The sequence below is a fragment of the Nocardiopsis sp. FIRDI 009 genome, from assembly GCF_003386285.1.
Taxonomy (GTDB): Bacteria; Actinomycetota; Actinomycetes; order Streptosporangiales; family Streptosporangiaceae; genus Nocardiopsis.
The window spans coordinates 1-22821 of sequence record NZ_QPNC01000007.1 but is presented as its reverse complement, the minus strand read 5'-3'; the positions used below and the strand labels follow the sequence as shown (position 1 = coordinate 22821).

Genomic DNA, 22821 nt, shown 5'->3' with positions numbered 1-22821 from the left:
ATCTGGTTGAGTTCGCGGATCTGGGGCGTAGAGGTTGATGGTGCGGCCGCTGCAGCCGAAGCCCGTGCCGAAGAAGTGCCCGCCGTCCCGGCCCGTCGGCGGCACCGTCATGACCGGGCTCGCTCCGGTGCCGAACGCGCCGGGGGCGGTGGGTTCCCGGGCGGAGGGGTCAGAGCCAGGGGGCGGGGGCGCGCTCCCCGGTCTCGGGGTCCTGACGGAGCCGTGTGGGGGCCGTCCTCTCCTCCTTGACGATGTTCCCGGAACGGTCCAGTTCCCTGGTCATGACCTGGTTGCCGAGGGCGTCGTAGACCGTCTCGCGCAGCAGCCGTCCCTCCTCGTCCCATTCGTGCCAGGGGCCGACGGCGCCGTGAGGGTGCTTCCTGCTTCCCTGAACGATCAGTTTTCCGCTCGGGGACCATCGGAGCACGGGGCCGTCCTCGTAGCCCTCGATGAAGGTCCTCAGTTCGACGCGGCGTCCGTCGGCGTGGCGGACGGCCTCTCCGGTGAACGGCTTTCCGTCCAGCAGGGCGGCGCCGGAGGAGTCACCCGGGAATTCCAGTTCGTCGATGTCGATCTGGCGCATACGGTGTCCTTGCTTCGTGCTCCGGACTCGCCGGTTTCGGGGAGCGTGGATTTCATCTCCTGACTCCGATCGCCGGGTGTCCGGTGGGAAGGGTGTTCAGTGTCGGTCGAGAGCGCTTCCGGAGGTTTTCAGCGCCAGCGCAGCGTCCTTTTCTCCCCCGTTTCGGGGTCCTTGTCTCCCCAGAGCGGGTCATGGGTTTCCTCACCCGTGAGGTTTCCGTGTTCGTCCCATTCCCTGACGATGCGGATGTTGCCCTTCTCGTCGAAGATGTTCTCCCGGATGAGCCTCCCCTCCTCGTCCCAGAAGTGCCACGGCCCCACGGCGCCGTACGGCTGCCGGACGTTGCCCTGGATGAGGAGCTGCCCGCTCGGACTCCACTTGAGCTGCGGACCCTCCACCGTGCCGGCCACGTACGTGGTCAACTCGACGGGCTGTCCGTCCTCGTACTCGATCCCCTGTCCGGTGAACGGTTCCCCGTCCAGGAGGGCCGTGAGTTCGTCCGGGTAGTCGAGATCGTCCTCGTCGACCTGTCGCATCAGTTGTCCTCGAAGGTGTGCGTGTTGTTCGGGTCCCAGGGGAGGTGGGAGTACTTACCCACTCTCGGGGCGGGAGCGTCCCTTGTCATCCTAGTGCAGTTCGCGCAGCAGGGAGCTTTCGCCGCGTCGTCCGTCTTGAACGTGAATTGATTGTCGAGCTGGAATTCACTGACCCGTGCGTCCGGGCGTTCCAGGAGGAGTTCGTTGATGGCTTTGACCTCGGCGTGCCGAAGCGGATTGTCGCCGTGCGGGAATTCCTCCATCGCGGTGGGGGTGCCGTCCTTGTCGACGTGCTGGTAGGGGCCGTCCCTCCGCATCCGTTCGAGACGGTCCAGCATTTCCGGGTGGAGGGAGCCCGGCCTGATGGAGACGGTACCGGAACGCCCGTTCACGCCCTCGGCGACGGCGCCCGTAACCCGGTCGATGACGATCGAGTTGACCGATCCCCGCTTGCCGCCGAGGTCGCCCTTGCTCAGCTGGACGTCCTTGATCGTGGATTCCCCCGGTTTCGGGGCGTGCATGGGGTTCTCCAGCGTCGAGCGGTCGACCGGAACCCGGATCTTCTCCTTCGTGATCCTGACCATGTCCGCGGCCCGCTGGGTCACCAGGTCGTGCAGGTAGGTGTCGAGGGGCTTTCCGTCGATCGTGTCGATGAGCCCGTCGTCCCCGCGCGTCACCCTGTCCTCGGACACCCGCTCCAGGATGCTGCCCCTGGAGAGGTCGGTCGGGGTCGGCCTCGGGTCCCCGGGCGGTGTCTCCTGGGGTGAGGGGAGGTCCCGTTCGGCGGTGTCCGCGGTGTCGGACCCCCCTTCCGTGCCCTCACCGGTCTCCGGAACGGTGTCCTCGGAGGCGTCAGTGGCGGGGTCGGTGGTGTCCTCGGTGGCCGGGTCCTCGGCGGAATCCCGGGTGGAGTCCTTCGGATCATCCACGCGTTCGGGCGCGTCCTCGTCCGCGGGGCGCCCCGGAGCCCGGTCCTGGTCCCAGCCGGACGGTCGTCCCGGTGCCTCGTCGGGGCGGGGACCGCCGGAGGGCGACCGGTCCCCGGGGGCCGTGGGCCGGCCGCCTTCGGCGACCCCGTCGTGGTGGGTGGCGCCGCCGTCGCCGGTACTGCCGGTGACCGTCCCGCGGGGGGTGGCGCCGCCGTTGTCGACGCTGTTGGTGACCACGGGGCCGCGGTGGGCGGCGTCGGCGTCGGGTGCGCGGTCGCCGTCGAGGCCGTCGGGGAGGTCGCCGTCGCCGGTGCCGGTGAGGTCCCACCGGTTCCGCTCGGGGCCGCCGTGCTCCGCGGTGTCCGCGCGGGAGACCGCGCCGACGGGCACCTTCGGCTGGGGCGTGTCGGCGGAGGTCTCGGGGGTCTGCGACATCTCCCAGGCGGGGTAGTCCCCGGCCGTGGCGTCCATGTCGTCGAGGGTCCGGCCCAGGGAGGGATCCAGGCCGAGTTCCCGGAGCAGACGCCCGTTCTCCGAGACCTGTTCGACCGTGGGGTCCGGTGCGCCGTCGCCGGTGCCGACCGTCCGGTTCCGGTCGCCGGCGTCGGGGGTCTGGCCGTCGTGGGTGTTCAGGTGCAGGAGCCGGTCGATCGTGCTCCGCAGGTTCGGCAGCCGTCCCAGGTCCACGTTCCGCAGCGGGTTCAGACCGCTCAGGTCGACGCTGATCCCGGGCATCCGCGGATTGCCGTAGGCGGGCAGGCCGTGCGACAGGTCGATCCCGTCCGGTGTCACGTCCGGGACGCGCGACCCGCCCATCTTGTCGAGTATCGCGGCGCCGCGCCAGGCCATGAGCGGGACGCCGACCGCGGCGCCCACACCGGTCGCGGTCAGGACCGCCCCGCCGACGGTCGCGCCGATGTTGAGCAGGGCGGTGCCGATCACGTACCCGGGTCGTTCGCTCCACTCCTCCCAGGGCACGACCGCGTGCGCGGCGTCCTTCCACGCCGAGCCGACGCTGTCCCAGCCGGACCAGCCCCAGCTGTCGCCCTCGGCGTCGTACATGCCCACCAGCGACGCTGCGGACTGGACCGTGCCCTCCCAGTGCTCCCACATGGCGTCGCCCCAGGATGCCTCGAACCAGCCCTCGGAGCTGTAGGCGCCGACCATGCCGCCCAGGCCCTCGACCGCGCCCACGCCGTAGTCCCACACCGCGTGGCCCGCGTCCACCCACCAGCCGTGGTCGGTCTCCACGGGGGCGCCCCAGGCCATGGGCACGTCGGACAGGTCGCCCTCGTAGCCGTGGACGTAGTCGTTCTCGCCCAGCTCCTGTTCCCCGCTGAGGTCGCCGGCGACGAAGTTGGTGCGGCCCGCGACACCGGCGTTGATCGCGTTGGCGCAGTCCCGCTCGGCCTCCTCGTACTCCTGCTGGAGCGCGGCCGCCTCGGCGTGGAGTTCGTTGTTCCGGCCGACGTTGCCGCTCTCCTTGCCCCAGAGCCGGTCCCACCAGCCCTCCGCCTGACGCCACTCGTCGGTACTGGTGTCGATGGTGGCGAGGAAGGCGTTGGCCTCCGCCTTCAGGGTGTTCCACCGTCCCTTGATGTCCCGCGCCCGCTCGGCGAAGTCCTCCAGGGCGGTGGCGACGTCGTCCATCGACCGCTCGACCTCGTCGCCGTCGGTGGCGACGGGGTCGAGCACCGCGAACAGCGTCTCGGCCTCGGGCGCCGAGTAGCACGACGAGAGCCCCGCCCACTGGGACTTGATGTCCTGTCCCACACCGGCCAGTTCGGAGCCGTGGGCCCGGAGCCGGGAGGCGAGCCCCTCCAACGCGTCGGGTGAGACGGTCGGGATCGGCCAGGCTTCGGGGTTGACGGCGCCACCGGGGTTGGGTGTGCACATGTCAGCGGTCACTGGAGACTCTCCATCTGAACTGGGGGCAGTCAGTGATCCGGGCACGGGTGCAGGGCCCGACGGTCACGGGGTGGACGGGTCAAGGGTGCGGGGGAGCGGGCGGACGGGGTTCACCGGGGATGATGCCGAACGGCACGGGAAGGTTCCCCGTGTGCGCGATCACACGCGGGGCCGGGGCGGCTCAGAGGTACCGCGCGCCGCCGGAGGGCTGGGGGGCCGGTTCCGGCTCGGGGACCTCGCCCGCTCCCGCCTGCGCCTCGGCGGCCATGTCCAGTTGGCCGTTCACGTAGTGGGTGGTGGCGTCGCTGGCGCCCTGGATGGCGCTGACCGTCAGGCTGGCCATACCGCCCATGAGGCCGAACTGCTCCGCGGCGAACTCGCCCAGGGCGATGGAGATCGGACCGCTGTCCGCCTCCTCGCCGATCTCCATGATGCGGTCCTCGATCTTCTCCATGCATCCGACGAGGCCCTCGGAGCCGCCCTCCTCGCCGATGAGTCCGGCGACGGAGGACAGGACGCCGCCGACCTCACTCGGCTGGATGTCCCATGTCGACATGGCGGTCGCTTCCCTTCGTGGTGTCGGTGCGGGGTCTGGGGCGGCCCCGACGCGCGGCCGGGGCGCGCGTCAGCGGAGTCTGCGGACGACCCGCCCCGGGGTCGGGAGAGGCCGCGGACGTCCGGCGAGCCGTGGGGCCGTGGCCGGTTCCGGCCGCCTCCCAGCTCGTGTCCTCCCCTTTTCCACAGGCGCGGATTCACGCTTTTTCCGTCATTATCCACCGCTGTAGTATTCGGAATTCCCACCAGTGGGATGACTACGGCCCCCGATCGGTTCCCCGAACCCGGAACCGCGGTGGCACCGCACGCGTCTCCCCCCTTGGAGGCGACCGCCTCGCGAGGACCCCGAGGAAAGGTGAACGGATGTCACGCTGGGACGTCGGCGAGTCGACGCTGACCACCCTGTCGCAGAACACCGCGGGTAGCGGTGACGAACTGTCCACCCTCATCAGCCAGCTCATCCAGGCGGCCGAGCCCCTGGCCGGCAAGTTCGACGGGCCCGGTAAGGCCGCCTTCGACTCCTTCAAGAGCCGGGCCGACGCGATCACCGCCGACCTGCGTGCCGGACTCGGCTCCATCCAGGAGGGGCAGTCGGGCATGAACGCGGCGTTTCAGACCGGTGCCCAGACCATGGCCGACGACGCCAACCAGAACATGTCCGCGGCCAACTTCGACGCCGCCAAGTTCAAGTAGTCCACCCCCACCGGAAGGAGCCCCCAGATGTCCTACGGACGCAACGCCTTCGACACCGGTGCCTCCGCGGAGGTGCAGGGCGACATCAACGCCATCACCAACCGCCTCGAGGCGATCATCGGCGAGCACGACACCGACGTCAGCCAGGCCCTCGCCGACTTCGAGGCCGACGGCGTCTCCGAGGAGTACAGCGCGAAGGAGCTCAAGTGGCACCAGGCCGCCAACGAGGTTCGTGACATCATTCGCCTGGTGCGTTCCACACTGGAGTCCAACGACGCCACCGCCCAGGAGTCCCTGAGCCGCGCCAGCGCCGCCGTCGCCAACATCTGACCGGACGCGGCGGGACAGGCAGCGGACGGGGCCGCCCCCTCCCCCGGGGAGCAGCCCATGAGCAGAACTGAGGAGTGCTGTTGGCCCGCGACTACGACAGCCAGCTGCTTGAGTCCATCGCGGTCCGCCGCCAACGCCTGCGTGAGGCGGTTCTCTTCGGCGGCCAACGGACCCGGCGCCGCCTCGACGAGAACATCGGCAAGGTGGCGATCAGCGCCTGTCTCGCCGCCGTGGTCTGCGGGGCCACGGTCGGCTGGTCGTTCGTCACCACCACGCTCAGCAACCAGCGGATCGAACAGGAGCAGGCCGCGTCCGGCCCAGCGAGCAACGCGATCCCGCAGCTCCCCGGGGACTGGGTTGGCACCGAGGTCACCCTGGAGATGGCCCGTGAGGAGCTGACGGCGGCGGGCGTCCCCGAGTCCCTCTACGTCATCCCCGGCGAGGAACGGCCGGAACCGGGGACGGTCGACAGCTACTACCTCCTCACCGAGGACGACGAGGGCTACCTGGACTCCTCCGTCATCGACTTCGACCAGGGCCGTCCCGGGACCCAGTTCAGAACCGAGGACGAGGCGGCCCGCTGGCTGTTCCGCGAGCTGGCCACCACCGAGCCCGACCCCTCCCCGCTGACCGCGGCCGAGGAGGAGGCCATCGCCGCGTCCGCGGCGGAGCTGACCGCCGAGGTGCGCGAGAACCTGGAGGAGCGCAGCGGCGACTCCTACCGCCACACGCTGGAGGTCGGCGACGTCGTCGACGCCTTCGGTCAGGAGAGCGGCCGGTTCCTCTTCCCCGACGGCACCCCCTTCCCCGACCGGGGCCTGCCCGAGCACGCCCGTACCGGCCTCGACGGTACGGACCTCTACCACCGCTACCGGGTCATCCACCCCTTCCAGGTGGCCGCCACCACCGCTCCCGCCAACGGCGCCAGCCCGGGCGGGGGCGTCCGGTTCAGCCTCGACAGCGGCGGGTTCGCCGAGGCGCCGCGGATACCCACCGTGCGCTGGCTGATCGGCAATGGCTACCTTGAACGCGTCGCCGTGGGCGACGTGCCCTCCTGACCACCCACGGGGGCGGATCCGAACCTGGCGTGACCCCCGCCAGCAACGCAGCACGATTGGAAGGCCATGACCGCTTGGAGCCGGGTGACGCTCGTCGGCGAGGAGCGACGCGTCGACGCCGTCCTGCCCGCGTCGGAACCCGTGGGCGCGCTCATGCCCGAGGTACTCGACCTCCTCGGTGACCAGGTGAGCAACCCGGCGCGGTTGCGACACCTGGTCACGGCCTCCGGGTCGGTCCTGGCGGGCGACACCACCCTCGCGGACCGGCAGATCGCCGACGGCGCGGTCCTGCGTCTGGTCAGCGCGGAGGAACCCGTCCCGGCGCCCGTCGTGCACGAGGTGCCCGAGGCGGTGTCCATGGCCCTCGACGGGCACAGGGGGCGGTGGACGCCCGACGCGGCCCGGTGGACGGCCACACTGGCGCTGGTCGTCCTGACCCTGAGCACGGGCTGGGTGGTCCGGGACTTCGCGCCCGGAGGCGCCGCGCTCGGCGCGATCGGCGCCGCGGCGGCCCTGCTGGTGGCCGTGGGCGCGGCGGTCGGACCCACGTGGCGCGAGCCCCTCGGCACGGCGCTGGTGATGAGCGGCGCGGCGATGGGCGGGCTGGGTCTGTGGCTCGCCTGCGACCTGTTCGACTGGCCCCAGTGGGTGCGCTGGGGCGGGCTGGCCGCCCTCGTCGCCGGACTGGTGCTGCTGCTCGGCCTGACCTCCGGGCTGGGCCGGGGCGGGTTGACGGGGGGCGGCGTCGGTCTCGCGTTGGCCGCCGTGTGGTCGGTGTCCGCCGCGCTCGGGCTGCCCCACCACCAGGTGGCCGCGATCATGACGGTGGCCTGCGTGATCCTGCTGAGCGTGCTGCTGCGCCTGGCCCTGATGTTCTCCGGGCTCGCCGTCCTGGACGACAACCGCAGCTCGGGTGACGCGGTCACACGCGCGGACGTGCTCACCTCCGTGGCCGGCGCGCACCGCAGCCTGGTCATCGCGACCGTCGCGGTCGCCGTCGCCGCCGCGACGGCGGGTATCGGACTGGCCTCGCAGTTCAACCCCTGGACGGTGGGGTTGTCGGCGGTTCTCGCCATCGTGATCGCCAGCCGGGCGCGGCTGTTCCCTCTGATCGCCCAGAAGTCCGTGCTCATCGTCGCGAGCCTCGTGGTCCTGGTGAGCGCCCTGTTCTCGCTGGTGGACGCCGTTTCGTGGGGGGTGTGGCCGGCGCTGGGGGCGGCGGTCGCCGTGGCGGCCGTTCCCACCGTGGTCCTGTCCATCGAGCAGCCCGAGCACGTGCGGGCCCGCCTGCGCGGTGTCACCAGCAGGTTCGAGGCGATCGCCGTCGTCGTGCTGATCCCGCTGGCGGTCGGTGCGTTCGGAACCTACGAGCGGCTTCTCGCCACGTTCTGACTTTGGAGGGACGATGAGCGTCACGCAGACAGCGGTCGCATCCGGCGGTCGGGCGGTTCCGGGTGACAGCCTGCCCCGCAGGGTCGGGCGCGCCGCGCTGCGCCCCTTCCGGTCGGCGGACGAGGTGGCCAGAGCGGTCGAGGTCGGCCGACGGCTGCAGCGGTCCACCGCCACGGGGCGGCGGATCGTCGTGGACGACCTCGGGACGGGGGCGGACACGGCGGTGGTGACCGCCCTGCTCGCACGGTCCTACGCCCACTACCGGCACGACCGCGTGCTCGCCGTCGACGCGACCGGCCGGTCACCGTCGCTGGGGACGCGGCTGGGCGCGGAGGAGACACCGGACCTGGGGGCGGGGGCGGACGGCGCCACCTTCGAGACCGCCCGTGAGGGGCTGGCGGAGGCCGGCGACGGCCTGTGGACGGTCACGGCGGCGGGGGACGACGTCGGGATCCACGCGTCCCGCCTGCTCCCGCTGTCCCGGTTCTTCGGGGTGACCCTCGTGGCGGGTGGGACGGGTGCGGCCTTCACCGACGCGGTGGGTGAGTCGGCGCACTCCCGGGTGTGGGTCGTGCGCGCGACCCGCGCCGCGGCGGCCCGGGTGGGCCGGGCCCTGGACTCGTTCGTGCAGAGCGGGCGCGAGGGCGAGGCACGGCGGACGGTGGTGGTCCTGTTCGACGAACGGCGGGGCGAGGACCCGGGGCTCGACGCGGTGCGCGTCGGGCGGATCATGGCGGAGAGCGGGGCCGGGGTGCTGTGTCTGGCGCACGACCGTCACCTGGCTCAGGGGGGAGAGGTGCGGGCGCGCCGGATCGCCGAGGCCACGCACCGCACCGTTCTCGACGTGGCGGCCGAGGCGTTGAACAGGGCGGTCGACGGCGACCGACCGTACCCGCAGACGCGGAAGGGAGAGCGTCCGTGAACCGACGGGACCCACACGACCCCGAGAACCCGGAACGGCCGGCCGGACCGGAGAACGACCAGCGTCCGGGGCCGCCTCCCTACGGTGCGCCCGGGCGGCAGGGGCCCGCGGTCGGTGGCGACCGGCCGTACATTCCGCCGAGCCCGTACGCGATCGAACGGCCGGGGCCGCACGAGCCGACCGGCCCGAACCAGGCTCCCTGGGAGGCCGCCTCGGGGCCGAACCAGCCGTGGTTCGCCGATTCTGGACCCCACCAGACCCAGCGGCCGCAGGGTTCGGGACCGCAGCGGCCCCCCACACCTCCCGGGGGGACGCCGCCGTCCTCGCGTGTCGTCGCCCAGGACTCGGTGGCCGAGGCGTTCCTGGAGGGTTCGCCCAGGCCACCGAACCCGACGGCGGACCCCGCCCCTCCTCCGACGCCACCGGGCGCCCCGGCGCCGTGGCCCCCGCGCGGGGGCGCGCCCGTACCCCCCTGGACGCCGCCGCCCGCACCGGGTCCGGCCGGGCGGGGCACGCCCGCGTCTGGTGCACCCGGCCCGGGTGTTCCTTCGGTACCCGTGTCGGGTGAGCGGGGCCGGGGGGTTCCCGCCTCGGCTACGCCCGCTCGTGGGACCGCGGCTCCTGGAGTGCATCCGTCGGGGACGCCCGGGCAGGGGATGCCCGCGCCAGGTACACCCGGGCAGGGTGTTCCGGGCTCGCCCGCTCCCGGTGCGCCTGATCCTGGTGCTCCTTCGGCACCCGGTTCCGCGCCGGTGCCGCCCTGGGCGCCGCCGTCCCCTCCCGGGCCGCCCGGGCGGGGGACCCCCGCATCCGCCCCACCCGGTCCCGTCACCCCGGCCCCGGGTACGTCCGACCGGAGCGGGACGGCGTCCGGTACATCGGGCTCCGACACCTCCCCGGAGCCCGCCTCGGGCGGCCCCGGTCAGCCCGAAGCGGACGCTTCGGACCGGGGCGGGGCCGGACACCCGTCGCCCGAGTCCGAAACCGTGACACTGGCCCGCGGTGACCTCGTACCGAACCCTCCCGGCCAGGGGGAGGCCACGGCGCCGGAACCCGGCGAGCCCTCACCACCGGACTCCGGACCCCAGGCGTCCGGGGCGTCCGCACCGGCGCGGGTGTGGTTCGGGGCGGCGTCCCCACCGCGCTCCCCCCAGCGGGCTCCGGAGCCGTCCCGGCCTCCGGTCGCCCGGCAGCCCCGTGAGGTGGGCGCACCGCACCCCGCCGTCGGCGCTCCGGGGACGGAGGACCCCCCGAACCCCGACGCGGAGGAGACGGACGTCTTCGTCGTCCTCGGTTCCGAGCGCAGGGCACGCAAGGAGAAGAGACGGGAGGAGGGCCCGGAGCCGGGCGCGTCCACTCCGGAGACCGGCGAGGAGCCGGGGAGGGACCACTCCGACGCTGTGCCGTCGGTCCCCGAGGTGCCGTCCCCCGCGGAGGCGGTGAGAGCTCCGGACACGGCGGTCTCCGGCATGCTGACGGCTCCGGAACCCGTGGCGGCCCCCGTGACCGCCGCCCCACCCCTTCCGGACGAGGAGGCGGCGGGCGCCCCGGAACCGGCCGACGGCGGGTTCCTCACCGCCTCCTCCACGGCGGTCCCCGGCGGGTACGAGGCGCGCATCACCGCGGTCAGGCCCGTCCCGGCCGCGCGCCTGCGCCGGGCCGTCTTCGCGGTGACCGGGGGCCGGGTCAACCTCGGTTGATCCCGTGATCGGACATGCGGGGAGGCGCGCCCGCCTCCCCTTGCGAACGCGCCTCCGGGGGCGCCGCACGGCGGCGCTCCCCTCACCGGTCGGTTCCGCGGGCCGCCCCTCACCGGGGCCAGAAGACCCGGGAACCGTTCCGGCTGGCCGACCCTCCAGCGCCCCTCCCCTCAGCGGGGCGGGAGGTCGGCCGACCGCCCGTGCCGGGTCTCGCCTCCCTCCTGGCGGACCGCGCGGCACCGGGCGGTGTCATGTGGTCATCGGTCCGACCTCCCCAGCCCGTCGATCAGGGTCAGCGCCTCCCTGAGGGTCCGGGGCAGCGGGATCGCCCACACCCCGGCGCCGTGTTCCCAGCCCGACCCCCGGCGCAGCTCGCTGAGCCGTCCGTCCAGCTCCTCCGCCTCCTGCGCGATCACCGCGATCCGGCCGCGGCTGAGCAGGCACACCGACTCGCCGCGGTCGAAGAACCGGCGCAGTTCGTAACCGAGCACGATCAGCCGTGCCGCGCGCCGCCACGGATCGATCGTCGGGTCGAGCGTCAGCACGACCAGCCGGTGCGCCACGGCGGGCGGTTCGTCGTCACCGAACGGATACAGCTCCCCCAGCCGTGTGCGCAGGTAGGCCGGGGTCGCCAGCCCGGTCAGCGCGTCCTGGCAGGTGTCGGTGGACCGCCCTCCCCCAACCCACCCCTCGGCCAGGGCGCGCACCAGCCCCAGCGGGGGCTCCCCCCACCCGACGACCTCCGTGAACGCGGCCAGGTCCGCCAGGCTCTGCCCGACCCCGATCCCCGCCCGGGCCCGCGCCGCGCCCAGACGCCCGGACGCGTCGGCCAGGTCGGCGCCGGTCGCGAAGGCCGCGCACACCGCGTCCACGGCGGGCGTCCACCAGTCCTCCGCCTGGTCCCAGACCTGTGCCCGGCTCCGCCTTCCCCACAGGGCGCGGAGTTCCCGGGTGCGAACCCCGTGGTCGCACGCCCCGGCTCCCCGTCCGTCGTCGCCCATGGCACCGCTCCCCCCTGTCGTCCGGACCCTCGGTTCGCGGTCGGGGTCCGCGCCTCCGCGGTGGGCCCCTTCCGCTCGCCTCTGTCTCGGATTACGGAGAACGGTGGCGGTCATGACGCCGATCGGGGATATTTTTTTCGGGGACCTGTGAGTTCGACGCCGATCCGGCGTTTCTCCCAGCTGGCAGAGGATGTCGAGAAAGGACGCCGGGTGACCGACGCCGACGGCCATCACACAGAGGTACTGACTGGTGACGAAGAATTCATCAGGCGTGTACGCGGTGGCGACACCGCGGCCTACGGTGTGCTCTACGAACGCCACGCGGCCGCCGCTCGCGGTCTCGCCCGTCAGCTCCTGCGCGGTGAGGCCGAGGTCGAGGACGCCGTCGCGGAGGCCTTCACCAGGGTGCTCAGCGTCATCCAGCGGGGACGGGGCCCCAGCGACTCCTTCCGCCCGTACCTGCTGACCGCCGTCCGCAACGCCGCCTACGACCGGGGGCGCGGTGAGAAGCGCCAGGTCGTCACGGGCGACATGGAGAGCCTCGACCCCGGACAGCCCTTCGTCGACCCCGCCCTGGCGGGGCTCGAACGCTCCCTCATCGCCCGCGCCTTCCTCTCACTCCCGGAACGCTGGCAGGCGGTGCTGTGGCACACCGAGATCGAGGGGGCCAAGCCCTCGGAGGCCGCCCCCATCCTCGGGATGAACGCGAACGGCGTCGCCGCCCTCGCCTACCGTGCCAGGGAGGGTCTGCGGCAGGCCTACCTCCAGATGCACCTGGCGGGTGGAGGCGCCGCCGAGCCGTGCCGTCCCACCCTCGGCTTGCTCGGCGCCTACGTCCGGGGCGGGCTGGCCAAACGCGACACCGCCAAGGTCGGCGCGCATCTGGACGAGTGCGCCGACTGCCGTGAGGTGTACGCGGAGCTGATGGACGTCAACGTCGGACTGCGCGGGACTATCCTGCCCCTCGTGGCCGGGGCCGGAGCCGCGGGCTACCTCGCCTCCGTCCCGGGCGGCGCCGCCACCGGCGCCTGGTGGGGGAGGATGTCGCGCGGTCAGCAGCAGGCGTCGGTGGGCGCCACGTCCGCGGCCGGGGTCGCCGCCGCGGTCGCCCTCGCGCTCATCGGCGGACAGGAGCCCCTTCCCGACCCGCCGACCGCGGCGCCCCCGGTCCAGCCCGCCCCCCAGGAGGACCCCCCGCCCGCGGACCCGCCGCCGGCCGCGCCGGTCACCGCCCCCTCCCCGCCGGAGGAGACCGAACCGGACCCCGTTCCCGAGGTCGTGCCGCCCGCCGACGTTCCGGAGGCCGAGGTGCCCGGGGAGGAGGCGCCGCGACCCCTGTTCACCGCGGGCATCGACCCGGTCGGCTCCCTGGTCCCCGGCGGCGACGGGATCATGGTCATGGACGTGCGCAACATCGGCGCGGCCACCGTGGACGAGGTCGTCGCCCTCATCACGCTGCCGCCCGGTGTCGAGATGATCTCCTCCGGCGGCGCGGGCAACGCACTGCCCGGAGCGGCCGGGCACGGGGACTGGAGCTGCTCGGCGGGCAGCAACGGGGGCCGCTGCGTGCATCCGGGCCTGGACGCCGGGCAGGACAGCACACAGTTCTTCGACGTCCGCGTGGCAGGGGACGCCGACACCGGGATCCCCGCCACGGTCGCCCTGTCGGCCGGGGACGTCTCCGTCACCGCGACGGGGGAGCGGGGGGTGAGCACCGACGGGGTGGCCGCGCGTTACGCGACGGCCGGCCGGGTCCGGACGGAGACCGTCGGCAACGCCCTGATGACGTGTGTCGAACCGGAACTCCCCGAGCCCCCGGGGATCCCCTGGCCGTGGCCCTGGCCCGAGCATCCGCACGACCACGGGCACGGGCACGGGCACGTGCACGACGACGATCACGGCCGCCTGGGCGGCCACCCCGACCAGGCCCCGGGCGGGGACGTCTCGGAGGAGCCCGGCCCGTCGCCCGAGGCCGACACCCGTCGCGTTCCGGGCGACGCACCCCTCGACCTGGGGCTGGAGTCGCCGTTCGAGGAGGCCGAGGACGACGAGAACGACGGGGACGGAGGGGATGACGGGAACGGTGAGCCCCCGGCGAAGACCGACGTGACCGAGGGTGACCTCTCCCCGGGTGACGGGGAGCTCGGTGGCCCGGCGGTCACCGGCGGCGACACCGGTGCACCGGACACCCCGGGCGTTCCCGCACCCCCCGCCGCCCCCGGGGGACCCGAGGCCGCCCAGGGGACGGGCGCCCCGGAGGACCCGGGCGCCTCCGAGGATTCGGTGGGGCCGGAACCCGCGCCCCATGCCGAGGAGGAGTCCGCCGAGTCCACCGTGGCGGGGTCCTGCGCGCGGGCCAGGAACCGGGAGGGGTACCTGCTCGACAACGACCACTGGGAGATGGGCCCCCTCGACCGGGACCGGAACCCCGACACCACCTCCTCCAGCTCCGCGGTCTGGGACCTCCCCGAGGGCGGGGACGTGCGCTGGGCGGGCCTGTACTTCTCCGCGGCGGGGCGGCCGCAGGCGCCGACCGCGCGGATCAAGGGGCCCGCGGCGGACGGGTACCGGACCGTCGCGGCGGACGAGGTCAGCGTCGTCGACCTGCCCGGATACCCCGCCTACCATGCCTTCGCCGACGTCACCGACATCGTGCGCGCCCAGGGCGGCGGTGAGTGGTGGGTCGCCGACGTCCCCGCGGTCGAGGGGCGGGGCGTCTACGCGGGGTGGAGCCTGGTCGTGGTGCTGGAGGACCCCGGGGTCCGGTCCTACGACCAGGCGATGGTCCTGGACCACACCGACGTCGTCTTCCAGGGAGGCGAGTCGGGCTTCCCGGTGTCCGGGCTGCTGCCCGCGGCGGTGTCCTCCACCGTGGACGTCGTCGCCTGGGAGGGGGACGCGGGCCTGGCCGGGGACTCGGTCGCGGTGGACGGGACGGTCCTCGCGCCGCGCGGCGGGCGCGCGGGCGCGGACAACGCCTTCGTCAGCTCCGCGCGCGGATCGGTGGGGGACCCCGCCGTCTTCGGAACGGACGTCGTCCGATTCGACGCGGTACTCGGGAGGGAATCGGACATCCGAATCCGGTCCCACCAGGACGCCGTGCTGGTCGGTGCGATCGTCCTGACCGCACCCATGCGGACCTGAGGCCCGACTCGGTATGACGTCCCGGTCACGCTGTGTGGGGTCGGGAAGGCCCGGGTCACCTCGGACTCTCCGTCTGTGCGTCGCGTGACCGTAACCGTGGGTGTTCGCGGCTGGCACGCAAAACGAGACAGACTTGGCTAGGCTGTGGCCCGGTCATGGGTATGGCCCCAGAATCAACAGGGAAGGGGGCGGTGTCACGTGGACCGCTGCGCGTTGTTCGTCGACGCGGGATACCTTCTCGCGGACGGCGCGATGGCCGTACACGGAACCCGCAACCGGGACTCCGTCTCCTGGGACTACTCCGGTCTGGTCCAGTTCCTCAACGAGGTGGCGCGGGACCGCACCGGCCTGCCGCTCCTACGCTGCTACTGGTACGAGGCCGTCGCCGACGACCGGCGCACCCAGGAACAGGACGGCATCGCCGACATCCCCGGCATCAAGTTCCGCGCGGCCCGGATACGGCCGGGCCGCCGCGAGGGTGTGGAGAGCTACGTCCAGCGCGACCTCACCACCCTGGCCCGCACCGGTGTGCTGTGCGACGCCGTCCTGGTCAGCGGGGACGAGGACATGGCGGCCGTCGTCGCGGACGTGCAGGACCTGGGCGTCCGCGTCACCGTCGTGCACATCTCCGTCGAGGGCAACTGGACCATCTCCCGCGCCCTGCGCCGGGAGTGCGACGACCTCATCGAGATCGGCGCCGGTCACCTGCGCCCGCACGTCAACCTGCTCACCGGCGGGGGCTCCTCCCAGGAGAACGCGGCCAAGACCACGACCCCGTTCGCCAACGGCCGCGCCCGGTCGGCCCCCGAGACCCCCCGCCAGCCGGTCGAGGCCCAGCCCGGGGGCAGCCGGGTCGAACCCGCCGGAACCACGGGCGGCGGTCTGGAGGGGATCTTCGCGGGGACCGGGCCCCAGCACGTACCGCAGGGCAACGCCATGGAGCAGCTGCGCGCGATGCGGCGGTCCCTCGCCCAGCAGCGCGGCGACCACCTCGCCGGTCCGGCCTCCGACACCCCCTCGCCCGGCCCGATCGACGCCAACGGCTTCCCCTCGGGGGGCCAGACGCCGATGGGCGGCAACAGCGCCTACCCGGGCGCGACGACGCCGGCCACCGGATCCGGGGGGCAGAGCGGCCAGGGGGCCTACCCCTCCGGGGACCAGCCGGTGCGGGGCGCGGAGCAGAACGGATACGGCCTGCCCGGTAGATCGGCGCCCGTCCAGCCCGGCTCCGGTACCCACGCCGCGACCGGCCCCCAGCGCGCCTTCACGGGCGGCACCGGGCCGCAGCAGTCGTTCGCCGGGGCGACGGGATCCCAGCAGTCCTTCACCGGCGGCACCGGACCGCAGCAGTCGTTCGGCGGTGGGACGGGTCCCCAGCAGTCCTTCACCGGCGGCACCGGACCGCAGCGCTCGTTCGCCTCCGACAGTCCCCAAGGCCACCCGCCGCCGCAGAGAAGCGGGCCGCCGCCCCAGGCCGACCCACGGTTCGGGCCGGGGGACAGCTCGGGTTTCGGGGGTGCGAACGACGCAAACCCTACCTATGGGACCAGTACGGAAACTGACGCCGCACGCCGCGGCGGGGCGGCTCCCGGATACGGGGGTCCGCCGCGTACTGGTCCCGAGCACGACGAACGTTTCGATCCCCGGGGACACCAGGAATCCGGCTCCAGTCCTGGATATCCCCAACAGACGCGCGCCGCCGCGCATACCGTTGACGATGCGGTGCATGTCGCACGCAAAGAAGGGAACGACTTCGCGGAGTCGATCGCGCGCGAGGCGCCCGCCCTGTGGGTGGAGGCGGTCCTCGCCCGGAGACCCCGGATGCCCTCCGACCTGGAGGCGCGTCTGCTCCAGGGCTCTTCGCTGCCGATCGACCACCTGTTGAGGGACGAGGTCCGGGACGGACTGCGCCAGGGGTTCTGGCAGGCACTGGAGCGCGCCAGGCCCTGATCGGCGAGCGGGAGCGCGAGTAGGGGATGGGGGCGATGCGGTTGACCCACGTGACGACGGCAGATCTCGACCGTATGGAGTTCCATGCCGTCCGGTCGGGTGAGCACGGCCCCGTCGCCGCCCAGTTGCAGGACCTGGCCAACCGGGTGGACGCCGGGAGCGAGATCACCCGGGCCGAACTCTTCGTGCGGGCCGGGGAGCAGTGGGAGATCGCCCAGGAGTACGAGCACGCGTGCGCGGCCTACCAGCGGGCGATCGACGACGGCGGCCCGACGGTGATCGACGCGCGTGCCCTGAGAGCGGGCGCCCTGCTGCAGCTGGACGAGATCGAGCGGGCCTACACGCAGCTCAAACGCCTGGAGGGCGAGCCGCTGCTCGGGTTGCCCACCCACGTGCACATCGCCGAGGTGCTCTACGCCCACGACGACCTCGGGGGCGCCGAGCGCTGGGCGACCGCCGGGATCCGCGCGCACCTGGACGCCGCCGCCTCCCCGTACACGCGGGACCTGCTGGAGGAACTCCTGCGGATCCGGTTCCGCATCCGCACCGACCTGGGGCTGGGAGAGGACGACCTGGACCGCCTGCTGGACGGCGACTGACCCCCTGGCGGGTCCGGTCGGGCGGCGGCCCGGCCCGGCCCGGGAGCCCGTCCCCGACGTGACTCGCGACGCTGTCGTGAGCTTTCTGACGCGCCTGGTGTGTCACACCCTCCGAGGGCCCCTAGGCTGTGTCCGGTCGCGGTCGCGAACACCTCCGGATCGGTGCGTGAAAACCCCGCGGAGCGGATGGATCGGCGCGCCCCATACCACGTCTCAGGTGTGCCCTCAGCCATGATCGCCACGCCGAAAAATCGGTGACACGCCATCATCTTGCGGTGTTCCAACGCCCCATCCCCTAGATGTAGTATCTCTCCCGCTGGTGGTTCACCCCCCAGGGGTGAGGCAAGAGGGAACCCGGTGTGCATCCGGGACTGCCCCGCATCGGTGAGCGGGATCGAACTGCGTCGCACACAGGACTCCCCCGAGTGACCCCCGGGGAGCGACGCCAGGTGGGCGCCCGCGAGCCCGGGGACCTGCCGCCAGCGCGCACCGACCGTGCGCCGATGACGGGGCTTCGAGAGCGGGCCACCGCGACCCACCGGTCACGTGACCACGCGCACTCAGCGTGTCGGCCCACCGGTGTGCCGTGGCCGTGTTTCTCGTGTCCCTCCCCGCCGGGACTCTTCTACCGAGGTTGGAGCCGCTGTATGACCCTTGACGTCGAGGCCGTGCCCGCATCCGTTCGGCCCGAGCCGACCCACGACGGCGCGCCCCCCGCCGCCGTCGACCGGATCGAGCACGTCGTAACCGAGGCCTGCGAGCGGCTCACCGGTGTTTCGGCGGACAAGGTCCTCACCGAGGCGCGTCGCGGGTTCTACCCCGGCATCTCGGACGCCGAGGTGGAGCTCGCCCTGGTCATGGCTGCCCGCAGCTTCGTGGAGGTCGACCCCGACTACTCCTACGTGGCCGCCCGGCTGCTCCTGGACAAGCTCCGCCGTGAGGCGCTCACCTTCATCGCGGGCGCCCCGCAGGCCGCCAGCCAGTCCGAGATGGCCGAGCGCTACGCCGCCTACCTGGCCGCCTACGTCGGCCGCGGCATCGACCTCGGCCAGCTCGACCCGGCCCTGGCCACGTTCGACCTGGAGCGTCTGGGCGCCGCCCTGCGCCCCGAGCGGGACGAGAACTTCACCTTCCTCGGCCTCCAGACCCTCTACGACCGCTACTTCCTGCACAGCGACGAGGTCCGCTACGAGCTGCCGCAGGCGTTCTTCATGCGCGTCGCCATGGGCCTGGCCCTGAACGAGGACGACCGCGACGCCCGCGCCATCGAGTTCTACGAGCTGCTGTCCTCGTTCGACTTCATGGCCTCCACGCCGACCCTGTTCAACTCCGGCACGGTGCGCGCGCAGCTCTCGTCCTGCTTCCTCACCACCGTCGGCGACGACCTCCAGTCGATCTTCCACGGCATCAGCAACAACGCGATGCTGTCCAAGTACTCGGGCGGCCTCGGCAACGACTGGACGCCGGTGCGCGGACTGGGCTCGCACATCCGCGGCACCAACGGCAAGAGCCAGGGCGTCGTCCCGTTCCTGAAGATCGCCAACGACACCGCCGTCGCGGTCAACCAGGGCGGCAAGCGCAAGGGCGCGGTCTGCGCCTACCTGGAGACCTGGCACATCGACATCGAGGAGTTCCTCGACCTCCGCAAGAACACCGGTGACGAGCGTCGCCGCACCCACGACATGAACACCGCGAACTGGGTTCCGGACCTGTTCATGAAGCGCGTGGAGGAGGACGGCTCCTGGATGCTGTTCTCGCCGGACGAGGTCCCCGACCTGCACGACAAGTACGGGACCGAGTTCGCCGAGGCCTACACCCGCTACGAGGCCGCCGCCGAGGCGGGCCGGATCCGCGTCTTCAAGAAGGTCCGGGCCGTGGACCTGTGGCGCCGCATGCTCACCATGCTGTTCGAGACCGGCCACCCGTGGATCACGTTCAAGGACCCGTGCAACCTGCGCTCGCCGCAGCAGCACGCGGGTGTCGTGCACTCGTCCAACCTGTGCACCGAGATCACGCTGAACACCAGCGCCGACGAGGTCGCCGTCTGCAACCTGGGCTCGGTCAACCTGGCCCAGCACACCGGCCCCGACGGCCTGGACGCCGAGCGCCTGCGCCGCACCGTGCGCACCGCCGTGCGGATGCTCGACAACGTCATCGACGTGAACTTCTACACGATCCCCGAGGCGCGCCGCGCGAACATGCGCCACCGCCCCGTGGGTCTGGGCCTCATGGGCTTCCAGGACGCGCTGTTCAAGCTGCGCACCCCCTTCGCCTCCGAGGGCGCCGTCGACTTCGCCGACGAGAGCATGGAGCTGATCAGCTACTACGCCATCGAGGCGTCCATGGAGCTGGCGGCCGAGCGCGGTTCCTACGAGTCCTTCGACGGGTCGCTGTGGAGCAAGGGCGTGCTGCCGATCGACTCGCTGCGCACGCTCGCCGAGGCGCGCGGCGGCGACCTGGACGTCGACCGGGGCGAGACCCTGGACTGGGACTCGCTGCGTGAGCGCGTGCGCACCACCGGGATGCGTAACTCCAACGTGATGGCGATCGCCCCGACCGCGACCATCGCCAACATCACCGGTGTGAGTCAGTCGATCGAGCCGGTCTACCGCAACCTGTTCGTCAAGTCGAACATGTCCGGCGACTTCACCGTCGTCAACCCGTACCTGGTCCGCGACCTCAAGGAGCGCGGCCTGTGGGACGAGGACATGGTCTCGCAGCTGAAGATGCACGACGGCAGCCTGGGCGCCATCGACCGGGTTCCGGACGACCTCAAGGCCCTGTACGCCACGGCCTTCGAGATCGACCCGAACTGGCTGGTCGACGCCGGGTCGCGCCGTCAGAAGTGGATCGACCAGGCCCAGTCGCTGAACCTGTACATGGCCGCTCCGAGCGGTCGCAAGCTCGACGCCCTGTACCGTCGGGCGTGGCGTTCGGGTCTGAAGACCACCTACTACCTGCGTTCGCAGAGCGCCACCCACGTGGAGAAGAGCACGCTCAAGGGAACGGACGGCCGTCTCAACGCCGTGTCCGCCACCCCGGTTCCGGCCCCGTCGCCGAGCCCGTCGCCGTCCCCCTCGCCGAGCCCCACCCCCGCTCCGAGCCCCGCGCCCACCGCCGCCGGTGAGGACGAGTTCGAGATCGTGGACGGCCAGGCCTGCTCCATCGACGACCCCGAGTGCGAGGCCTGCCAGTAGGCCCGCCCGTCCGGGAGTCCCGTGCCGAGGGGCCGTCCGCGCACGTCGCGGGCGGCCCCGCCCCGGCCCCCCAGACATCACGCAACACCAACGTCCGGCCCGGCCGGAGAACGGAAAGCGACCCCAGCATGACCACAGCAGCCGACAACAGCGCCAGCGCCGCCAGCGGCCTCGGGGAGATCGAGCGCGACGCCGCGCGCGTCAACGTCGACGACAAGGCGATGATCAACGCCCGCGCCGACGTCAACCAGCTGCTCCCGCTCAAGTACACGTGGGCGTGGGAGAAGTACCTGGCGGGCTGCAACAACCACTGGATGCCGACCGAGGTCGCGATGCAGGCCGACATCGCGCTGTGGAAGTCCAAGGACGGCCTGACCGAGGACGAGCGCCTGATGCTCAAGCGCAACCTCGGTTTCTTCGCCACCGCCGAGTCGCTGGTGGCCAACAACATCGTCCTGGCCGTGTACCGCCAGCTGACCAATCCGGAGTGCCGCCAGTACCTGCTGCGCCAGGCCTTCGAGGAGGCCGTGCACACGCACACCTTCCAGTACATCTGCGAGAGCCTGGGCCTGGACGAGGGCGAGCTCTTCAACATGTACCGGGAGATCCCGTCGATCACGGCCAAGGACGCGTGGGCGCTCAAGTACACGCAGAACCTGGAGGACCCGGACTTCCGCACCGGCACGCCCGAGGCCGACCAGGCGTTCCTGCGGGACCTGGTCGCGTTCTACGTGATCTTCGAGGGCATGTGGTTCTACACCGGCTTCGCGCAGATCCTGTCGCTGGGCCGCCGCAACAAGATGGTCGGCATCGCTGAGCAGTACCAGTACATCCTGCGCGACGAGTCGATCCACCTGAACTTCGGCATCGACGTGATCAACCAGATCAAGATCGAGAACCCGCACCTGTGGACCGAGGAGTTCCAGGCCGAGGTCCGCACGATGCTCGCCGAGGCCTGTGAGCTGGAGGTCGCCTACGGTCGCGAGACCATGCCGCGCGGTGTGCTGGGCCTCAACGCCGAGCTGTGCGAGAAGTACATGCACTTCATCACCGACCGCCGCGCCGAGCAGATCGGTCTGGCGCCCATCTTCGGGGAGACGGAGAACCCGTTCCCGTGGATGTCGGAGATGATGGACCTGCAGAAGGAGAAGAACTTCTTCGAGACTCGCGTGATCGAGTACCAGACCGGCGGCGGCCTGGACTGGGACTGATCCGTGCCGACCCGGCCCTTCCTCCCCGTCGGCGGAGGGGCGGAGGGCCGATGCGAGAGGAGGCCCGGTAGGCGCGACCGGGCCTCCCCCGCCCCACGGGCGGACGCGAAAAGGGTGCCCTGCCTCCGCGGAGGCAGGGCACCCTTTTCGCCTGTCCGGAGGCTGCCGTGGCCCGCGTCAGAGCAGGGGGATGCGTGGTGGCTTCCCTCCCTCGTGAGCGGGGGCGGGGAGCCGGTCGGCCGTGTCGCTCAGTGTGGCCGGTCGCCGTGCCCGGAGTCGGGGAACCCGCCGGGACCGGCGGCTCGGAGTACGGCCTGGAGGCGGCCGATCGGATCGGTGGTCGCGCGGGGCGCGCACACCAGCGCGAGGCCGACGTGGCTTCCCCCCGATGTATGGACACACTCCGATCAGGCAGCGAGCTTCGGGCTATCCGCCCGCTACTCGTAGACGAGCGGGCTGAGCTGCCCGTTCGCCGAATGCCGCCGTCGGGTGTTGCAGCGGCCGATCCAGGACATACTCCTCTCCTGGACTCTCATCCAGTGTCCGGTATTCCACTACTCGGGGGGACGTCCCTGACCGGAACCGGTCACTCTCGCGCTGAGTAGAAGGTCCTGTCAGCCCACGGAGTCAATGACCAGGAACGTTCGCTCCACGATCACAGACCCGGCCCTTGCATCGCTGGGCGGACGATCCCCCGCTCCGATGGTCGCCTTGAGCGCCAGGGAACCATAGCGTTACATTCAGCGTCCAAAACGACGCAGATCCCCTGTCACGACTTCCAGGGTCGAAGGGAGACCACCGTGCCCGCATGGAGTATTCAGCCCCAGGAAGTGTTCGGTGTGCTGTCCTCCGTCTCCGAGCATGTTGGTGACGAGGATGGCACCGAGGGCCTCACCGGCCATATGACATCGCTGGAAACACATCTGAACGAGGCCAACAGCGCGGCGAACAGCGACCCCATCGGCACCGCGCTCGCCGAGTTCGCCGAACACTACTTTGGCGAGATCGGCGGCATGGTCAGCAAGAGCGCCAGCGCGGTGAGCGGTGCAGGGGGGCTTAACCCCGGATCTTGGACACGGGGGTGATTGACTACGCCGCGATCGCCAGCGTAGA

General features: G+C 72.1%; 17 protein-coding genes and 1 riboswitch. Of the genes, 12 read left to right on the top strand and 5 right to left on the bottom strand.

The window, feature by feature from the left end; translation table 11 throughout:
* Nucleotides 1-169: 169 nt before the first annotated feature.
* From DVR05_RS04735 to DVR05_RS04720, 4 genes are all read right to left on the bottom strand, one after another.
* Nucleotides 170-583, bottom strand: a complete 414-nt coding sequence (locus tag DVR05_RS04735) for a toxin-antitoxin system YwqK family antitoxin (protein ID WP_116244585.1) — start codon at nt 581-583, stop codon at nt 170-172.
* 128 nt (nt 584-711) lie between these two features.
* Complete coding sequence (locus tag DVR05_RS04730) at nt 712-1119, bottom strand: toxin-antitoxin system YwqK family antitoxin (protein ID WP_116244584.1); 408 nt, start codon at nt 1117-1119, stop codon at nt 712-714.
* The gene (locus DVR05_RS04725) at nt 1119-3956 is read right to left on the bottom strand and encodes a hypothetical protein (RefSeq protein WP_116244583.1); all 2838 of its coding nucleotides are present in this window, start codon (nt 3954-3956) and stop codon (nt 1119-1121) included. Before DVR05_RS04725 ends, DVR05_RS04730 begins: the two co-directional genes overlap by 1 nt.
* Nucleotides 3957-4137: 181 nt before the next feature.
* A complete protein-coding gene (locus DVR05_RS04720; RefSeq protein WP_116244582.1) occupies nt 4138-4512 on the bottom strand; it encodes a DUF6507 family protein in 375 nt (124 codons plus the stop codon).
* A gap of 362 nt (nt 4513-4874) precedes the next feature.
* On the opposite strand from DVR05_RS04720, the gene DVR05_RS04715 reads away from it, so the two are divergent.
* The 6 genes from DVR05_RS04715 (at nt 4875) to DVR05_RS04690 (ending at nt 10606) form a co-directional block, all read left to right on the top strand.
* Nucleotides 4875-5204, top strand: a complete 330-nt coding sequence (locus DVR05_RS04715) for a hypothetical protein (protein WP_116244581.1) — start codon at nt 4875-4877, stop codon at nt 5202-5204.
* 27 nt (nt 5205-5231) lie between these two features.
* Nucleotides 5232-5534, top strand: coding sequence for a pore-forming ESAT-6 family protein (locus DVR05_RS04710; protein WP_116244580.1), 303 nt, complete (start codon nt 5232-5234; stop codon nt 5532-5534).
* An 80-nt stretch (nt 5535-5614) separates the two neighbouring features.
* On the top strand, nt 5615-6592 hold the full coding sequence (locus tag DVR05_RS04705) for a TNT domain-containing protein (RefSeq protein ID WP_116244645.1): 978 nt from the start codon (nt 5615-5617) through the stop codon (nt 6590-6592).
* A gap of 66 nt (nt 6593-6658) precedes the next feature.
* Nucleotides 6659-7984, top strand: a complete 1326-nt coding sequence (eccD, locus tag DVR05_RS04700; RefSeq protein ID WP_116244579.1) for a type VII secretion integral membrane protein EccD — start codon at nt 6659-6661, stop codon at nt 7982-7984.
* A 13-nt stretch (nt 7985-7997) separates the two neighbouring features.
* The gene (locus tag DVR05_RS04695; RefSeq protein ID WP_116244578.1) at nt 7998-8906 is read left to right on the top strand and encodes an ATPase; all 909 of its coding nucleotides are present in this window, start codon (nt 7998-8000) and stop codon (nt 8904-8906) included.
* A 1202-nt stretch (nt 8907-10108) separates the two neighbouring features.
* Entirely contained in the window at nt 10109-10606 is a 498-nt protein-coding gene (locus DVR05_RS04690) for a hypothetical protein (protein ID WP_157982386.1), read from the top strand.
* A 257-nt stretch (nt 10607-10863) separates the two neighbouring features.
* Here DVR05_RS04690 and DVR05_RS04685 read toward each other — a convergent pair whose 3' ends face one another.
* Nucleotides 10864-11607, bottom strand: coding sequence for a hypothetical protein (locus DVR05_RS04685; RefSeq protein ID WP_116244576.1), 744 nt, complete (start codon nt 11605-11607; stop codon nt 10864-10866).
* Between the two features lie 210 nt (nt 11608-11817).
* Between DVR05_RS04685 and DVR05_RS04680 the strand changes: the two genes are divergently transcribed.
* The 6 genes from DVR05_RS04680 (at nt 11818) to DVR05_RS04655 (ending at nt 22793) form a co-directional block, all read left to right on the top strand.
* Complete coding sequence (locus DVR05_RS04680; protein WP_116244575.1) at nt 11818-14751, top strand: sigma-70 family RNA polymerase sigma factor; 2934 nt, start codon at nt 11818-11820, stop codon at nt 14749-14751.
* A gap of 198 nt (nt 14752-14949) precedes the next feature.
* Nucleotides 14950-16701: an NYN domain-containing protein gene (locus tag DVR05_RS04675; RefSeq protein WP_116244574.1), complete on the top strand. Its 1752-nt coding sequence runs from the start codon at nt 14950-14952 to the stop codon at nt 16699-16701.
* Nucleotides 16702-16727: 26 nt separating this feature from the next.
* On the top strand, nt 16728-17300 hold the full coding sequence (locus tag DVR05_RS04670) for a hypothetical protein (protein ID WP_116244573.1): 573 nt from the start codon (nt 16728-16730) through the stop codon (nt 17298-17300).
* 303 nt (nt 17301-17603) lie between these two features.
* Nucleotides 17604-17796: riboswitch (cobalamin riboswitch) on the top strand.
* A gap of 151 nt (nt 17797-17947) precedes the next feature.
* Nucleotides 17948-20497, top strand: a complete 2550-nt coding sequence (locus tag DVR05_RS04665; RefSeq protein WP_116244572.1) for a ribonucleoside-diphosphate reductase subunit alpha — start codon at nt 17948-17950, stop codon at nt 20495-20497.
* A 128-nt stretch (nt 20498-20625) separates the two neighbouring features.
* Complete coding sequence (locus DVR05_RS04660) at nt 20626-21708, top strand: ribonucleotide-diphosphate reductase subunit beta (protein ID WP_116244571.1); 1083 nt, start codon at nt 20626-20628, stop codon at nt 21706-21708.
* An 800-nt stretch (nt 21709-22508) separates the two neighbouring features.
* Nucleotides 22509-22793 carry a DUF6507 family protein gene (locus tag DVR05_RS04655; protein WP_157982385.1) on the top strand — a complete coding sequence of 95 codons (285 nt, stop codon included), beginning with the start codon at nt 22509-22511 and terminating at the stop codon, nt 22791-22793.
* The last annotated feature ends 28 nt before the right edge of the window (nt 22794-22821 follow it).

What these genes read in the sequence shown, in the direction of transcription:
- DVR05_RS04665 (WP_116244572.1), top strand. Translation starts at nt 17,948, where the DNA reads ATGACCCTTGACGTCGAGGCCGTGCCCGCATCCGTTCGGCCCGAGCCG.
- DVR05_RS04670 (WP_116244573.1), top strand. Translation starts at nt 16,728, where the DNA reads ATGGGGGCGATGCGGTTGACCCACGTGACGACGGCAGATCTCGACCGT.
- DVR05_RS04715 (WP_116244581.1), top strand. Translation starts at nt 4,875, where the DNA reads ATGTCACGCTGGGACGTCGGCGAGTCGACGCTGACCACCCTGTCGCAG.
- DVR05_RS04685 (WP_116244576.1), bottom strand. Translation starts at nt 11,607, where the DNA reads ATGGGCGACGACGGACGGGGAGCCGGGGCGTGCGACCACGGGGTTCGC.
- DVR05_RS04735 (WP_116244585.1), bottom strand. Translation starts at nt 583, where the DNA reads ATGCGCCAGATCGACATCGACGAACTGGAATTCCCGGGTGACTCCTCC.
- DVR05_RS04720 (WP_116244582.1), bottom strand. Translation starts at nt 4,512, where the DNA reads ATGTCGACATGGGACATCCAGCCGAGTGAGGTCGGCGGCGTCCTGTCC.
- DVR05_RS04695 (WP_116244578.1), top strand. Translation starts at nt 7,998, where the DNA reads ATGAGCGTCACGCAGACAGCGGTCGCATCCGGCGGTCGGGCGGTTCCG.
- eccD (WP_116244579.1), top strand. Translation starts at nt 6,659, where the DNA reads ATGACCGCTTGGAGCCGGGTGACGCTCGTCGGCGAGGAGCGACGCGTC.
- DVR05_RS04660 (WP_116244571.1), top strand. Translation starts at nt 20,626, where the DNA reads ATGACCACAGCAGCCGACAACAGCGCCAGCGCCGCCAGCGGCCTCGGG.
- DVR05_RS04710 (WP_116244580.1), top strand. Translation starts at nt 5,232, where the DNA reads ATGTCCTACGGACGCAACGCCTTCGACACCGGTGCCTCCGCGGAGGTG.
- DVR05_RS04730 (WP_116244584.1), bottom strand. Translation starts at nt 1,119, where the DNA reads ATGCGACAGGTCGACGAGGACGATCTCGACTACCCGGACGAACTCACG.